This is a genomic window from Nocardioides sp. CCNWLW216, assembly GCF_037120545.1.
GTDB lineage: Bacteria > Actinomycetota > Actinomycetes > Propionibacteriales > Nocardioidaceae > Nocardioides > Nocardioides lianchengensis.
Genome location: NZ_JBBBBJ010000009.1, coordinates 93,907 through 108,682, shown reverse-complemented (window position 1 = coordinate 108,682; position 14,776 = coordinate 93,907). Strand labels below are relative to the sequence as shown.

Annotated in this window: 13 protein-coding genes; 6 read left to right on the top strand and 7 right to left on the bottom strand. The window is 72.8% G+C overall.

The window, feature by feature from the left end; all coding sequences use genetic code 11:
• Positions 1-110 precede the first annotated feature (110 nt).
• Positions 111-1,298, bottom strand: a complete 1,188-nt coding sequence (locus V7S47_RS19105) for an ROK family transcriptional regulator (protein WP_090857186.1) — start codon at positions 1,296-1,298, stop codon at positions 111-113.
• A 103-nt stretch (positions 1,299-1,401) separates the two neighbouring features.
• Between V7S47_RS19105 and zwf the strand changes: the two genes are divergently transcribed.
• Genes zwf through eda form a run of 3 tightly spaced genes read left to right on the top strand, consistent with a single transcriptional unit; the run spans position 1,402 to position 5,355 of the window.
• Positions 1,402-2,874 carry a glucose-6-phosphate dehydrogenase gene (zwf, locus tag V7S47_RS19100; protein ID WP_336563069.1) on the top strand — a complete coding sequence of 491 codons (1,473 nt, stop codon included), beginning with the start codon at positions 1,402-1,404 and terminating at the stop codon, positions 2,872-2,874.
• Positions 2,871-4,742, top strand: coding sequence for a phosphogluconate dehydratase (edd, locus tag V7S47_RS19095; protein ID WP_336563068.1), 1,872 nt, complete (start codon positions 2,871-2,873; stop codon positions 4,740-4,742). The genes zwf and edd overlap by 4 nt, the downstream gene beginning before the upstream one ends.
• Positions 4,726-5,355, top strand: coding sequence for a bifunctional 4-hydroxy-2-oxoglutarate aldolase/2-dehydro-3-deoxy-phosphogluconate aldolase (eda, locus tag V7S47_RS19090; protein ID WP_336563067.1), 630 nt, complete (start codon positions 4,726-4,728; stop codon positions 5,353-5,355). The genes edd and eda overlap by 17 nt, the downstream gene beginning before the upstream one ends.
• On the opposite strand, the gene V7S47_RS19085 is transcribed toward eda, so the two are convergent.
• Together V7S47_RS19085 and V7S47_RS19080 are read right to left on the bottom strand one after the other, a co-directional pair.
• On the bottom strand, positions 5,343-5,933 hold the full coding sequence (locus tag V7S47_RS19085; protein ID WP_336563066.1) for a DNA-3-methyladenine glycosylase I: 591 nt from the start codon (positions 5,931-5,933) through the stop codon (positions 5,343-5,345). The two genes, eda and V7S47_RS19085, sit on opposite strands and share 13 nt — an antisense overlap.
• A 43-nt stretch (positions 5,934-5,976) precedes the next feature.
• Positions 5,977-6,543, bottom strand: a complete 567-nt coding sequence (locus tag V7S47_RS19080) for a TetR/AcrR family transcriptional regulator (protein ID WP_336563065.1) — start codon at positions 6,541-6,543, stop codon at positions 5,977-5,979.
• 75 nt (positions 6,544-6,618) lie between these two features.
• On the opposite strand from V7S47_RS19080, the gene V7S47_RS19075 reads away from it, so the two are divergent.
• A complete protein-coding gene (locus V7S47_RS19075; protein ID WP_336563064.1) occupies positions 6,619-7,188 on the top strand; it encodes a dihydrofolate reductase family protein in 570 nt (189 codons plus the stop codon).
• Here V7S47_RS19075 and V7S47_RS19070 read toward each other — a convergent pair.
• The 3 genes from V7S47_RS19070 to V7S47_RS19060 form a co-directional block, all read right to left on the bottom strand.
• Complete coding sequence (locus tag V7S47_RS19070) at positions 7,185-8,156, bottom strand: pirin family protein (RefSeq protein ID WP_336563063.1); 972 nt, start codon at positions 8,154-8,156, stop codon at positions 7,185-7,187. The genes V7S47_RS19075 and V7S47_RS19070 overlap by 4 nt on opposite strands.
• A complete protein-coding gene (locus tag V7S47_RS19065) occupies positions 8,153-8,398 on the bottom strand; it encodes a DUF1272 domain-containing protein (protein WP_336563062.1) in 246 nt (81 codons plus the stop codon). Before V7S47_RS19065 ends, V7S47_RS19070 begins: the two co-directional genes overlap by 4 nt.
• A 180-nt stretch (positions 8,399-8,578) precedes the next feature.
• Positions 8,579-10,945 (bottom strand): FdhF/YdeP family oxidoreductase, encoded by a 2,367-nt coding sequence (locus V7S47_RS19060; protein WP_336563061.1) that lies wholly within the window; start codon positions 10,943-10,945, stop codon positions 8,579-8,581.
• A gap of 154 nt (positions 10,946-11,099) precedes the next feature.
• Here V7S47_RS19060 and V7S47_RS19055 point away from each other — a divergent pair, with 154 nt between their 5' ends.
• Positions 11,100-11,936 (top strand): hypothetical protein, encoded by an 837-nt coding sequence (locus V7S47_RS19055; protein ID WP_336563060.1) that lies wholly within the window; start codon positions 11,100-11,102, stop codon positions 11,934-11,936.
• A gap of 166 nt (positions 11,937-12,102) precedes the next feature.
• Entirely contained in the window at positions 12,103-13,176 is a 1,074-nt protein-coding gene (locus V7S47_RS19050; RefSeq protein WP_442945365.1) for a glycosyltransferase, read from the top strand.
• 319 nt (positions 13,177-13,495) lie between these two features.
• Here the strand turns inward: V7S47_RS19050 and V7S47_RS19045 are convergent, their stop codons facing one another.
• Positions 13,496-14,710: a homogentisate 1,2-dioxygenase gene (locus tag V7S47_RS19045; RefSeq protein ID WP_336563057.1), complete on the bottom strand. Its 1,215-nt coding sequence runs from the start codon at positions 14,708-14,710 to the stop codon at positions 13,496-13,498.
• Positions 14,711-14,776 lie beyond the last annotated feature (66 nt).

The window sequence follows — 14,776 nt, the reverse complement described above, 5'->3', positions numbered from 1 at the left end:
GCCCCCCCCCCCCCGAGCGTCTCGAGTGGGGGGGGCGCGACCAACACTTGGGGCGGGCGCCCCCCCCCACCACTTGTGCTGACTCGGCGGGAGGCCCGGGGGTGGGTGGGTCAGGGGTTGATGCGGGCCTCGACGGCGGCGGGACGGAGGGAGTGCTCGATGGCCAGGGCGGCGCAGCCGACCAGGCCGGCGGAGTCGCCGTGGGCGGCGGGGAGGAACTGCAGGTCGCGGACGGCGGTCGCGGTGGCCAGGGCGTAGACGCTCTCGCGGATGCCGGCGACGAAGAGGTCGAAGGCGGAGGCCAGGTCGCCGCCGATGACGATGGCCTGGGGGTTGAGCAGGTTGACCGCGACGGCGAGGACCTCGCCGACGTGGCGGCCGGCGTCGCGCATCAGGCCGCGGGCGACCGCGTCACCCTCCAGCGCGAGGGCGACCAGGTCGCGGACGTGGGTGGCCGGCCGGCCCGAGGCGGTGAGTCGCTGGGCGAGGGCCCAGCCGCCCGCGAGGGTCTCCAGGCAGCCGGTCGCCCCGCAGCGGCAGACCAGCCCGTCGGCGTCCGGCACCCGGGTGTGCCCGATCTCGCCGGTGGTGCCGACCCGGCCGGTGACGATCCGGCCGCCGGACACCGTGCTCATCCCCAGCCCGGTGGAGGCCTTGACCACCAGCAGGTCGCGGACCGACGAGCTCGGGAACAGCTCGGAGCGGGCCAGCGCCTCGGTGTCGTTGGCGACCAGCAGCGGCGCGGGACAGACGTCGGCGAGGTACGGCGCCAGCTCGATGCCCTCCCAGCGACCCATGATCGGCGAGTCGACGCTCGCGCCCCGGACCGGGTCGACCGAGCCCGGCAGGCTCATCCCGATGCCGGCGACCGGAGGCTCGATCCCGACCAGCAGCTTGCCGAGCCGCTCGACGACCGCGGGCATCAGCTCGTCGGGACCGATCCCGACCTCGTGGTCGCGGGTGTCCCCCACCAGCTCGCGGCCGTCCAGGTCGAAGATCCCGAGCTGGCTGCGGGAGCGGCCGATCGCGGCCGCGACGACCACGGCGGCGTCCTGGTTGAAGACCAGCGCCCCGGGGGGACGACCGCCGGTGGACGGCAGCTCCTCCCCGAGCTGGAGCAGGCCCGAGTCCACCAGGGCCGAGACGCGGGTGACGATCGCGGTCCGCGAGAGCCCGGTCAGCCGGCGCAGCTCGGCGCGGGTGGTGGCCTGACCGGTCCGGACCAGCTGCAACAGGTCCGCGGCCGACGAGCCGGGCAGCACGAGACTCCCGGTCGTCGGGTCCAGCGGCGCGTTCATGGCCGGGATTGAATCACGCCGGAACCCAAGTCCGGGACCCTTCGATCTGAGAAAGTCCTAACTTCGGTTGCGCGGCGTACCTAAGTCTCCGTACCGTGGAGGCATGGAGATGCCCGAGACCTGTGACTTCACCGTCTTCGGAGGCACGGGCGACCTGGCGCTCCGCAAGCTGCTGCCGGCGCTCTACATGCGCGACCACGAGGGCCAGCTGCCCCCCGACACCCGGATCATCGCCGTGTCGCACAGCGACCTCGACGACGCGGCGTACCGCCTGCAGGTCCGGGCTGCGCTCGCCGAGCACCTCGCCCCCGGGGTGCTGCGCGAGGACGTGCTGGAGCGGCTGCTCGCGCGGCTGCACCACGTCACGCTGGACTTCTCCGACCCCGACGGCTGGCACCTCTTCCACGGGCTGCTGAAGGACCGGCCGTCGTACGACGAGACGGTCCGCGTCTACTACCTGGCCGTCGCACCGCGGATGTTCGGGCAGGTCTGCGAGCGGCTGGACGAGATCGGCGCCGTCGACGAGCACGCCCGCGTCGTCATGGAGAAGCCGATCGGCCACGACCTGGAGTCCGCCCGCGCGGTCAACGAGTCGGTCGGGCGGGTCTTCGAGGAGCGGCAGATCTTCCGGATCGACCACTACCTCGGCAAGGAGAGCGTCCAGAACCTCCTGGTCACGCGCTTCGCCAACACCTTCCTCGAGCCGCTGTGGAACTCCAGCTGGGTCGACCACGTGCAGATCACCGTGGCCGAGTCGCTGGGCGTCGGCTCCCGCGGCGGCTACTACGACCAGGCCGGCGCGCTGCGCGACATGGTGCAGAACCACCTGCTGCAGCTGCTCTGCCTGGTCGCGATGGAGCCTCCGACGTACGTCGACCGCGAGACCGTGCGCGACGAGAAGCTGAAGGTCCTCCAGGCGCTGAAGCCGATGACGCCGGAGGTCATCGACCGCGACACCGTCCGCGGCCGCTACGACGCCGGTCAGGTCGACGGCGAGGCCGTGGCGTCGTACGACGACGAGGTCGGCGCGGGCTCGCGCACGGAGACCTTCGTCGCCCTGAAGACCGAGGTGCAGAACTGGCGTTGGGCCGGGGTGCCGTTCTACCTGCGCACCGGCAAGAGGATGGACCGGCGGGCGTCCGAGATCGTGGTGGTCTTCAAGCGGCCGCCGCACTCGATGTTCCCGCAGGCCGAGGGCGTCACCACGCCGAACCGGCTGCACATCCTGGTCCAGCCCGACGAGGGCATGCGCCTGCACCTCACCGCCAAGGAGCCGGGTCCCGGGGGCTACCGCCTCCGGCCCGTCTCCCTGGACCTCGCCTACGCGACGGCGTTCGACCAGCGCCTGCCCGACGCCTACGAGCGGCTGCTGATGGACGTGATGAAGGGCAACCCGACCCTCTTCATGCGGCGCGACGAGGTCGAGGCCGCCTGGGCCTGGGCCGAGCCGGTCCTGCACCGCTGGGCCTCGACGCCCGAGCAGCCCCTGGGCTACCCCGCCGGAACCGCCGGCCCCACCGCCGCCGCGGCGCTCCTGGAGCGCGACGGCCGTACCTGGCAGGAGCTCGACTCGTGACCACTCCCCTCCACCCGGAGATCGCCGCCGTCACCGCCCGGCTCGTCGCTCGCAGCGAGCCGACGCGTACGGCGTACCTCGCGCGGATCCGCGCCGCCTCCGAGCGCGGCCCCGCCCGCGGGCGGCTGGCCTGCGCCAACCTGGCCCACGGCTTCGCCGCCTCCGAGCCCGCCGAGAAGCGGGCGCTGATCGGGTCGGTGAAGCCCAACCTGGCCATCGTCACCAGCTACAACGACATGCTCTCGGCGCACCAGCCGTTCGAGACCTACCCGCGGGCGCTGAAGAAGGCGGTCGTGAAGGCGGGCGGCATCGCCCAGGTCGCCGGCGGCGTGCCGGCCATGTGCGACGGCGTCACCCAGGGCCGCGACGGCATGCAGCTGTCGCTGTTCTCGCGCGACGTGATCGCGATGTCGACGGCGATCGCGCTCTCGCACGACATGTTCGACGGCGCGCTGATGCTCGGCGTCTGCGACAAGATCGTCCCCGGCCTGCTGATCGGGGCGCTCTCCTTCGGCCACCTGCCGACCGTGTTCGTGCCCGCCGGCCCGATGGCCTCCGGGCTGCCGAACGGCGAGAAGGCGCGCATCCGCCAGCTGTACGCCGAGGGCAAGGCCACCCGCGAGGAGCTCCTCGAGGCCGAGTCGGCGTCGTACCACTCGCGCGGGACGTGCACGTTCTACGGCACGGCCAACTCCAACCAGCTGATCATGGAGGTGCTGGGGCTGCACCTGCCCGGCTCGTCCTTCGTGAACCCCGACAACCCGCTGCGCGACGCCCTCACGCGGGCGGCCGCGACCCGCGCGGTCGAGATCACCCGGCAGGGCGGCGAGTACACCCCGATCGGCGAGGTCGTCGACGAGAAGGCCGTCGTCAACGCGTGCATCGCGCTGCTGGCCAGCGGCGGCTCGACCAACCACACCCTGCACCTGGTGGCCATCGCCAAGGCCGCCGGCATCGAGCTGACCTGGGACGACCTGTCCGACCTGTCGGCCGTGGTGCCGTCGCTGACCCGGGTCTACCCGAACGGGTCGGCCGACGTGAACCACTTCCACGCCGCCGGCGGGGTGCCGTTCCTGGTCCAGACGCTGCTGCGCCACGGACTGCTCCACGAGGACGTGCTCACCGTCTCGGGTCGTGGCCTGTGGCGGCACACCGCCGAGGCCAAGCTCTCCGGCGAGTCCGTCAGCTGGGAGGAGGGCGCCAAGGTCAGCGCCGACCTCGACGTCCTGCGGCCGGCGTCCGACCCGTTCGCGCCCGACGGCGGCGTCCGGGTGCTCTCCGGACCGCTCGGCCGGGCGGTCATCAAGACCTCGGCGGTGAAGCCGGAGCACCGGCTGGTCACCGCGCCGGCGATGGTCTTCGACCACCAGGACGACTTCCTCACCGCGTTCGGCGCGGGCGAGCTCGACGGCCGCGACCTGGTCGCGGTGGTGCGCTACCAGGGCCCGGCGGCCAACGGCATGCCCGAGCTGCACAAGCTCACGCCCGCCCTCGGCGTCCTCCAGGACCGCGGGCAGCGGGTGGCGATCGTGACCGACGGCCGGATGTCCGGGGCGTCGGGCAAGGTGCCGGCCGCCATCCACGTCACCCCCGAGGCCGCGCTCGGCGGCCCGCTGGCGCGGGTGCGCGAGGGCGACCTGATCACCGTCGACGCCGACGGCGGCCTGCTGTCGATCGACGTCTCGGAGTCCGACCTCGCGCTCCGCGAGTCCACCGGCCGCGCGCCGCTCGGCGACGAGTGGGCCGGGACCGGGCGCGAGCTGTTCGCGATGTTCCGGGCGAGCGTGGGCCCGGCCGACGCGGGTGCCAGTATCTTCCCCGGCGTGCCCACGCCCTTCCAGGAGGCCCCCGTTGTCCAGCCCGTCTGAGTCCTCGCTCCTCACCCTCGCCCCGGTCGTGCCGGTGGTGGTCGTGAGCGACCTCGCGCACGCCGTCCCGGTCGCGCGCGCCCTGGTGGCCGGCGGCCTGCCGGTCATCGAGCTCACCCTGCGCACGCCGGTCGCGCTCGACGCGATCCGGGCCATCGCCTCCGAGGTCCCGGACATCACCGTCGGGGCCGGCACCGTCACCTCCCCCGCGCTCGCCGCCGCGGCGGCCGAGGCCGGTGCGCAGTTCCTGGTCTCCCCCGGCGCGACCCCGGCCGTGCTGGCCGGGATGCGCGACACCGGGCTGCCGTTCCTGCCCGGCACCGCGACCGTCTCCGAGGCGCTGGCCGCGCTGGAGGCCGGCTGCACCGAGCTGAAGTTCTTCCCGGCCGAGGCCTCGGGCGGAGCGGCGTACCTGGGCTCGCTCGCCTCCGTCGTCCCGGCCGCGCGGTTCTGCCCGACCGGCGGGATCACGGCCGCGTCCGCGCCGTCGTACCTCTCGTTGGCGAACGTGGGCTGCGTGGGCGGCTCGTGGATCACCCCGGCGTCGGTGCTGGCCGCGGGCGACTGGGACCGGGTCAGCGCGCTCGCCGCGGAGGCGGCTCAGCTGGGCTGAGTCCCGCTGGCACCCCGCCGGTGGCAGCCGACGAGGTGCGGGTCGAAGACCCCGATCGCCTCCATCAGCGCGTACATCGTGGTCGGGCCGACGAAGGCGAAGCCGACCTTCTTCAGGGCTTTCGACAGGGCCTTCGACTCGGGCGAGGTGGTCGCCATCTCGGCGGTGTCGGCCCAGGCCGGCGGCTCGTCGGGCGCGAAGGAGAGCACGAAGGCCTCGAGGCCCTCCCGCTCGCGCAGCGCCACGGTGGCCGCGGCGTTGGTGATCGCGGCGTCGACCTTCAGCCGGTTGCGGACGATGCCGGCATCGGCCATCAGCCGCGCGCGGTCGGCGTCGTCGTAGGCCGCCACGACCTCGGCGTCGAAACCGGCGAACGCGGCGCGGAAGTTCTCGCGCTTGTTGAGGATCGTCGACCACGACAGCCCCGACTGGAACGCCTCCAGGGTGAGCCGCTCCAGGTAGGCCGACTCCCCGTGGACGCGGTTGCCCCACTCGGTGTCGTGGTAGTCGCGCATCACCCCGGGTCCGCTGCCCCACGGGCAGCGGGCGATGCCGTCCTCGCCGGTCACGGGTCCCATGGGGGCATCCTGACGTACGCCGCCGACAGTCCGCGGCGGCCGGTCAGGGCAGCAGCCGGTCGACCAGGGTCGCGACCACGTCGTCCACGTCGGTCGCGGGGTCGATCGAGACGGTCAGGCGGTCGAGCACCAGCCCGTCCATCGCGTAGTGGAACAACGCGATCTCGCGAGCCCCGCCCGGCAGGCCGGCGGCCTCGTTGTAGGCGACGTCCCCGGCGAAGCCGGCCACCAGCACCCGCTCCATGAGCGCACCCACCTCCGGTCGCCGGGCCGCCTCCAGCCGCAGCTCGAACCAGGCCAGAGTCACGTCCCGGTCCCGCAGCAGCCGCCGGGCGATGTCGCGGACGTGGCGCAGGTACGACGCCCGGTCCGGCGGGTCCGCGGCCAGGGAGGCCAGCACCTCGGGCTCGGGCGCCAGCCGCTCGCCGATGCGTCCGACCAGCCCTTCGAGCAGCGCCGCCCGCGAGCGGAAGTAGTTGGAGGTCGTGCCCGCCGGCACGCCGGCCCGCCGGTCGACCGCGCGGTGGGTCAGACCGCGCGCCCCCTCGGCGGCGAGCACGGTGATCGCGGCATCGGCCAGCTCGGTCCGCCGGGAGCTGTTGCGCGCCATCCGCCCAGAGTAGACGCAACCACTACAGGTGTTCTACTCTCCGCACCACTACATCTGTCGTGGAAAGGACCTGCCGTGCGCGAGCTCACCTACTACGTCGCCGTCTCCCTCGACGGCTTCATCGACGGCCCGGGCGGGGACGTGAGCCGCTTCCCGCTCGAGGGCGACCACATCGAGATGATCCTCCGCGACTACGTCGACACCCTGCCCGACGTCGGCCTGCGGGCCCTGGGCCTGGTGGCGACCGGTGAGCGCTTCGACACCACGCTGATGGGGTGGCGGACCTACGCCGCCGGCTTCGAGCACACCCGGGACCCGTACCCCCACACCCGCCAGTTCGTCTTCTCGCGCACCCGCACCGCGGCGGACGCACCGGACTCGATCACCGTCACCGACGAGGACCCGGTCGCCGTCGTACGACGACTCAAGAGCGAGCCCGGCACCGGCATCTGGCTGTGCGGGGGCGGGGCCCTCGCGGGGCGCCTCGCGGGCGAGATCGACCGGCTGGTGCTGAAGGTCAACCCGGTCGTGCTCGGCGGCGGGACGCCGCTGTTCCGCGATCCGGTGGTCGCGCCGGACTACCGGCTGGTGCGCAGCACGCCGTACCGCTCGGGGGTCGTGGTGAACGAGTACGCGCGTCGCTAGCGGCGCTCGCGCAGCCTCGCGTTGGGCAGCGCCGGGGCCGGGATCGGCGGGAGCGGGTCGTCGACGGGGATGCCGAACCGGCCGTCGACCAGCCCGTCGGGGGTGATCTGGGCCTGCCACTCCTCCCGGAAGGCGACCACCTCGTCGTGGCTGCGGCCGACGAAGTTCCACCACATCACGATGGCCTCGCCGAACGGCGGGCCGCCGAGGAGCAGCAGCCGGACCGGGTCGGCGCCGGCCCGCAGCGCGAGGGTGGCGGAGCCGGGCGGGACGTAGGCGAGCTCGTCCTTGTCCACGTCGGCGCCGGCCGCGGTGACCGTCCCGGCGTCGACCAGGACGCCGTGCTCGTACGACGGGTCGACGTCGAGGACCAGCGCGGCGCCGGGGTCGAGCAGCAGCTCGGCGCCGAGCAGCGGGGTGAACGTCGCGACCGGCGAGGTCTCGCCGAGCAGCGAGCCGAGGAACACCCGGGCCTCGAGGCCGTCGCGGGTGATCGGCGCGGGCGCGTGGTGGGCGAAGGTCGGCGCGGTGTCGCGGGCGGCCTCGGGGAGGGCGACCCAGAGCTGGGCGCCGTGCAGGGTCGTCGTGGTGGGCGGCGACACCTCGGAGTGGCTGATGCCGTGCCCGGCGGTCATCAGGTTGACCTCGCCCGGCCGGACCATCGCGTGGTGACCGGCGCTGTCGCGGTGCTCGATCTCGCCGGTGAACAGCCAGCTGACCGTCTGCAGCCCGGTGTGCGGGTGCGGGGCGACCTTCATCCCGCCGGTGTCGGCGACGTCGTCGGGGCCGTAGTGGTCGAGGAAGCACCAGGCGCCGATCAGCGAGCGACCGCGCTGGGGCAGGGTGCGTCGTACGCCCATGGCGCGGGGACCGCCCAGGGGGACGTCGCGCGGCGTCATGATCTCGACGCCGGGCACCACGTGCGCCGCGCAGGTCAGGACGTCGGGGTCGCGCTCGGGGTTGGTCATGCGCGCGCCGCGCAGTCCTGGGCGAGCACGCGGACCGTCGAGGCGGGGTGGCGCTCGAGCGCGGCCGCCGGGCGGATCGGCCGGGGTGTGAAGCCGCCCTGGCAGTTCGGACACACCCCGAGCAGCACGTTCTCGGCGCAGTCGCGGCACCAGGTGCACTCGAAGGTGCAGATCACCGCGTCGGGCGCGTCCGGCGGCAGGTCCTTGTCGCAGCACTCGCAGTTGGGTCGCAGCTCCAGCATGGGGTGATTCTCGCACCGGGTCGCGAGGAGTCGCGTCGGTCGTGGCTGGGTGGGCCGCAAAGGTTCATCGGCTAGCCGATGAAACTCACGCCGGGACGATGAACCTTCGTCGTCCCGGCGTGAGGTTCGTCGGCTAGCCGATGAAACTCTCGCTGGCCCCGCGACCACCACCGAGACGGATCAGGACAGCTGGTCGGGCTCGACGGTCCGCTTGGTCTCGTCGCCGCGGGTGTAGGTGCTGGCCAGGGTCGAGACGACCCCGGTCGTGCCGCCGTCGGAGGGGGTGAGGCGGACGATGATCGACTTGTACGCCGGCTGGTTGCTGCCCTCGGCGGTGTGGTCGAGGGCGATCAGCGGGTTGGTCTCGGGGTAGTACGCCGCCGCGCAGCCGCGGGGCTGGTCGTAGGACACCACCCGGAACGTCGGCACCTGACGGACCGAGCCGTCCTCCCACTCGCTGATGATGTCGACCAGGTCGCCCTCGGCGAAGCCCAGCGCGGTGATGTCGTCGGGGTGCAGGAAGATGACGCGGCGGCCGTTCTCGATGCCGCGGTAGCGGTCGGAGAGCCCGTAGATCGTGGTGTTGAACTGGTCGTGCGAGCGGATCGTCTGCAGCACCAGCTTGCCGGGCGGCACCTCCAGCACCTCGACGGGGCTCACGGTGAAGATCGCCTTGTCCACCTTGGTCGGGAAGGTCCGGGTGTCGCGCGGCGGGTGGGGCAGCACGAAACCGCCGGGCTGCGAGGCCTTCTCGTCGTACGACGCGCAGCCGGGGACGACCTTGGCGATCGTGCGTCGTACCTCGGCGTAGTCGGCGCGGTACGCCGCCCACGGCAGGTGGTGGCCCTGCCCGAGGGTGGCCTCGGCGATCGAGCAGACGATGTCGACCTCGGAGCGGAGGTACGGCGACGCCGGCTTCAGCGGGCCGTGCGAGGTGTGCACCGCCGACATCGAGTCCTCGACGCTGACCCGCTGCACGCGGCCGCCGGTGAGGTCGCGCTCGCTGCGCCCGAGGGCGGGCAGGATCAGCGCCTCGCGGCCGTGGACGACGTGGGAGCGGTTGAGCTTGGTGGAGACGTGCACGGTCAGGTCGGCCGCGCGCATCGCCTCCTCGGTGACGGAGGTGTCCGGTGCGGCCGAGACGAAGTTGCCGCCCATGCCGATGAAGACCTTCGCGTCACCGTCGCGCAGCGCCCGGATCGCGGCGACGGCGTCGTACCCGTGCTCGCGCGGGGGGTCGAAGCCCAGCTCGCGCTGGAGGCTGTCGAGGAAGTGACCCGGCGGGCGCTCCCAGATGCCCATGGTGCGGTCGCCCTGCACGTTGGAGTGGCCGCGGACCGGGCAGAGGCCGGCGCCGGGCTTGCCGATGTTGCCCTGGAGGAAGGCCAGGTTGGCGATCTCCTTCACGGTGGCGACGGCGTTGTGGTGCTGGGTGATGCCCATCGCCCAGCAGAAGACGGTCCGCTCGGACGCGGCCAGCAGGTCGGCGGTGTCCTCGATCTCGGCGCGGGTCAGGCCCGTCGAGCGGAGCACCTTGTCCCAGTCGAGCTCGGCCAGCGCGGCGGCGTACTCCTCGAAGCCGGTGGTGTGGCGCTGGACGAAGTCGCGGTCGACCGCGCCGCGCTCGATCAGCAGGGCCCCGAGCGCCTGCAGGAGGGCGAGGTCGCCGTTGCTGCGGATCTGCAGGTAGCGGTCGGCGAGGCCGGTGCCGTGGCCGACGACGCCGCGCACGTTCTGGGGGTTCTTGAACCGGACCAGGCCCGCCTCCTTGAGCGGGTTCACGGCCACGATCCTGGCGCCGTTGCCCTTGGCCTCCTCGAGCGCGGAGAGCATCCGCGGGTGGTTGGTGCCGGGGTTCTGGCCCAGGATCACGATCAGCTCGGCCCGATGGACGTCCTCGAGCGAGACCGACCCCTTGCCGATGCCGATGACCTCGGCGAGACCCACCGAGGTCGACTCGTGGCACATGTTGGAGCAGTCCGGGAGGTTGTTGGTGCCGTAGGCGCGGGCGAAGAGCTGATAGAGGAACGCGGCCTCGTTGGAGGTCTTGCCCGAGGTGTAGAAGACAGCCTGGTCGGGCTCGATCGCGGTGAGGTGTCGACCGATCGTCGCGAACGCGTCGCCCCAGGTGATCGGCTCGTAGTGGGTGCCGCCGGCGCGCAGCACCATCGGCTCGGTGATCCGGCCCTGCTGGTTGAGCCAGTAGTCGGTGTGCTCGGCCAGCTCGGCCACCGGGTGCTGCGCGAAGAACTCGCGTCCGATCAGGTCGCGGGTCGCCTCGTCGGCGACCGCCTTGGCGCCGTTCTCGCAGAACTCGGCCGTGTGCCGGTGGTCCGGGCTCGGGTCCGGCCAGGCGCAGCCCTGACAGTCGAACCCGTCGGCCTGGTTGAGCCGCAGCAGGGTCTGGGCGGTGCGCTTGACCCCCATGTGGCCGATCGCCCGCTTCATGCTCACGGCCACCGCCGTCGGCCCTGCCGCGTGGTCCTGCGGGGCGCCGACCTCGACGTCGGCCTCGTCGATCTCGCGCTGTCGTGAACGTCGGGCCATGACCCATGTTTACCCGGACCGCCGTACCGGTATGAGCACCCCCTGGCAGCAGGGTCGCACCACCCCCCGAACGGGTCATTTCCCGACCCTGGGGTCACCACTACCTTCCTGTTGAGTGCCGGCCCCTGCCCGGCCCGTCCCCCGAGGAGCCCGCATGTCCACGAACGAGCCCCCCGTCGACCCGCCCGCACCACCGCCGCAGGAGCCGCCCGCCGGGGGCCACCAGCCGTACGGTGCCACCCCGCCGCCCCCGCCTCCGGCCGGAACCCCGTACGGCGCGCCGCCGACCGGTCCGGCCTCCTGGGAGCTGGGCGCGGCCCTGTCCTACGGCTGGAAGAAGTTCCAGGAGGGCGCCGCCCAGTGGATCATCGCCGGCCTGGTGCTCTTCGTCGGCGTCGGCATCGCCTACGGCATCGGCTTCGTCATCATGATGCTGCTGACCAGCCCCGCCGAGTGCACCTACGACCCCGAGACGTTCTCGTCCACCTGTACCAACGGCTCCGGCTTCATCGTCACCATGATCGCCACCGCGATCCTGATCGCCCTGATCCTCTTCGCGAGCCTGGTGATCGGCGCCGGCCTCATCCGCGGCGCGCTCGGCGTGACCGAGGGACGGCCCTTCCAGGCCGCGTCGATCTTCAAGCTCGACAACCTGGGTCCGGTCGTCGTCACCAGCCTGCTGATCGCAGCGGGCACCTTCGTCGGCTACCTCCTCTGCTTCCTCCCGGGCATCGCGTTCGCCATCGCGACCAGCTACAGCCTCTACTTCGTGATCGACAAGGGGCTCGCCCCGGTCGACGCCATCAAGGCGAGCATCAACCTCGTCAAGGACAACCTCGGCAACGCCCTGGTCTGGGCGATCGTCGGCTACCTGGTCGCTGGCGCCGGCGCCATCGCCTGCGGCGTCGGTGTGCTGGTCACCTACCCGCTGGTGCTGATCGGCACGGCGTACACGTACAAGATGCTGACAGCCCAGGACGTCGCGGCCTGAGCCACGCGCATCGCCTCGGACGCCGTACCCGCCACCTCGGCGGGTACGGCGTCCGGCATTTCACGCCCGCACGTGTCGTGGTCGCCGTCCGTTCACCGCTCGCCGAGAGGGTGCGGGCGTGCGCATCGCCCAGCTGGCCAACTTCATCGGCCCCGCCTCCGGGGGGATGAAGACCGCCGTCGCCGCCCTCGGGCGCGGGTACGCCGGCGCCGGGGCCGAGCGGCTGCTCGTCGTACCGGGGCCCGTCGACGCGCGCACCCGCACGCCCGAGGGTCTCGTCGTGCAGCTGCGGGCGCCGCGGGTCGGGGGCGGCTACCGGCTGATCGTGGAGCCGTGGCGGGTGATCGACGTGCTGGAGGAGTTCGGGCCGACGTCGGTCGAGTCGAGCGACAAGCTGACCCTGCTGCCGGTCGCTCGCTGGGCCCGGCGGCACGGGGTCCGGACGGTGCTGTTCTCGCATGAGCGGCTGGGCGACATGCTCGCGATGCGCACCGGCCTCGACGCCACCTCGAAGGTGTCCATCGCGCTGCTCAACCGGCTGCTGGTGCGCAGCTTCGACACCGTGGTCGTGACGTCGGCGTACGCCCGCCGGGAGTTCCAGGCGCTCGCCGACTCCGCCGGATGCCCGGTCGAGCAGGTGCCGCTCGGGGTCGACCTGGAGACCTTCCGCCCTCCCCGCCCGGCTCCGCCGCGCCCCGTCGACGGGGTGCTGCGGCTGGTCCACGCCGGGCGGCTGTCTCGCGAGAAGTCGCCTCACCTGGCCGTCGCGACCGCCGTCGAGCTGCATCGGCGCGGGGTGCCGCTGCGCCTCGACGTGTACGGCGAGGGCCCGCACCGCGACGAGCTGCTCGCCCTGGCCGGCGACGCGCCGGTCGTCTTCCACGGGTTCGTCGACGGCCGCGCCGACCTGGCCCGCCGGCTCGCCGCCGCCGACGTCGCACTGTCGGTCTGTCCCGGCGAGACCTTCGGCCTGGCCGTGCTGGAGGCGCTGGCCTGCGGCACCCCGGTCGTCACCGCGGACCGGGGCGGTGCCCGCGAGCTGGTCGACGCGGCCTCGGGTGGCTGGGGGGCTCCCGACGCGGCCTCGCTGGCCGACGCGGTGCTGGAGGTCGCGGCCCGGCCGGTCCCGGTCCGCCGGGCGGCGGCCCGGGCGCGAGCGTCCCTCTTCCCCTGGTCGGCGACCGTCGACCGGATGCTCGGCGTGCACGCTGGGCGGCTCGTCGTACCGCTGGGGGCCTAGGGGTGCGGTCGCGGCGGTGAGCTGTCCACCGTTCTGATCGCGCAGAAGGTGGGCCGGCCACCGTGGATCAGGCGTGTCGCACGGACACGCCGCTGCGGCGGTGCGCCAGCCACCGATCGCCTGCCCGGATCGGTGGACTGCTCACCGCTGCCCCTGGAGCAGCCCGCGGCGGGAGCGTCGTACGGCGGAGCAGAGGCATGCGGGTGTCACGCGCGGAGGCGGGGCGGGGTTGACGTCACTTGTGGGCTGCGGGGGTTTCGACACGCTCAGGACTTCGTCCTTCGCTGCTCAACCACCGGGGGGCTTCGTCCTTTGCTGCTCAACCACCGGAGTCGCGCGCCCAGGTCCAGGAGTAGGCGTCGTCCTCGACGGCGAGGCCGCCCTCGCCGAGCTCCAGCGGGGCGAAGGTGTCGACCATGACGGCGGACTCCTCGAAGGCCTCGGCGCCGAGGGACGCCTCGATCGCCGAGGGCTGGGGGCCGTGGGGGTGGCCGCCGGGGTGCAGGGAGATCGAGCCGAGGCCGATGCCGGAGCCCTTGCGGGCCTCGTAGTCGCCGGCGACGTAGAACATCACCTCGTCGCTGTCGACGTTCGAGTGGTAGTAGGGCACCGGGATCGCGAGCGGGTGGTAGTCGACCTTGCGGGGCAGGAAGTTGCAGACCACGAAGTTGCGGCCCTCGAAGACCTGGTGCACCGGCGGCGGCTGGTGGACCTTGCCGGTGATCGGCATGTAGTCCACGATGTTCAGCGTGTAGGGGTAGAGGCAGCCGTCCCAGCCGACCACGTCGAAGGGGTGGGTCGCGCAGGTGAGCCGGGTGCCGACCACGCCGGCGCTGGTGCGGTGCTTGACCAGCACCTCGACGTCGGCGCCCTCGACCACCAGGGGTGCGGAGGGGCCGTGCAGGTCGCGTTCGCAGTACGGCGCGTGCTCCAGCAGCTGGCCGTAGCGGGAGAGGTAGCGCTTCGGCGGGGCGACGTGGCTGTTCGACTCGATCGCGTAGAGACGGGAGGACGACGCCGGCACCCAACGGTGCGTGGTCGCCCGCGGGATCACCACGTAGTCACCGGAGCGGTACGGCACCACGCCGAAGACCGTCTCGACCACTCCGCTGCCGGACTCGACGAAGACGCACTCGTCGCCGGTGGCGTTGCGGTAGTACGCCGAGGGCGCGTCCCCGGTGACGACGTACGAGATCCGGACGTCGGCGTTGCCGAGCACCAGCCGGCGGTCGACCACCGCGTCGGGGTTTCGAGACGGTTGCTGCGCAACCTCCTCCACCACCGGGGGGAAGAGCGCGTGCAGGCGCAGGTGGCGGGGCTTCAGCGGGTGGTTGGGGACCGTCCGCTGCGACGGCAGCTCCCAGACCTCGCTGGCCGTGATCGCCGAGGGGACGCCCCGGTGGTAGAGCAGCGAGGAGTCGGACGAGAAGCCCTCCTCCCCCACCAGCTCCTCGCGGTGCAGCCGCCCGTCGGGGCCGCGCTGCTGGGTGTGCCGCTGCCGCGGGACCTCGCCGACCAGCCGGTAGTACGCCACGATCCACCCTCCGAGCATGTCCGTTTATCGGACATCTGGTGCCGATATGTGCCGGTAGGGTAGTCG

Bases quoted from the DNA above. Each gene is read 5' to 3' on its own strand.
- V7S47_RS19080 (WP_336563065.1), bottom strand. From the start codon at position 6,543: ATGGCGCGCAACAGCTCCCGGCGGACCGAGCTGGCCGATGCCGCGATC.
- V7S47_RS19070 (WP_336563063.1), bottom strand. From the start codon at position 8,156: ATGACCAACCCCGAGCGCGACCCCGACGTCCTGACCTGCGCGGCGCAC.
- V7S47_RS19065 (WP_336563062.1), bottom strand. From the start codon at position 8,398: ATGCTGGAGCTGCGACCCAACTGCGAGTGCTGCGACAAGGACCTGCCG.
- V7S47_RS19105 (WP_090857186.1), bottom strand. From the start codon at position 1,298: ATGAACGCGCCGCTGGACCCGACGACCGGGAGTCTCGTGCTGCCCGGC.
- V7S47_RS19050 (WP_442945365.1), top strand. From the start codon at position 12,103: ATGAAGACCGCCGTCGCCGCCCTCGGGCGCGGGTACGCCGGCGCCGGG.
- zwf (WP_336563069.1), top strand. From the start codon at position 1,402: ATGGAGATGCCCGAGACCTGTGACTTCACCGTCTTCGGAGGCACGGGC.
- V7S47_RS19060 (WP_336563061.1), bottom strand. From the start codon at position 10,945: ATGGCCCGACGTTCACGACAGCGCGAGATCGACGAGGCCGACGTCGAG.
- V7S47_RS19085 (WP_336563066.1), bottom strand. From the start codon at position 5,933: ATGGGACCCGTGACCGGCGAGGACGGCATCGCCCGCTGCCCGTGGGGC.
- V7S47_RS19055 (WP_336563060.1), top strand. From the start codon at position 11,100: ATGTCCACGAACGAGCCCCCCGTCGACCCGCCCGCACCACCGCCGCAG.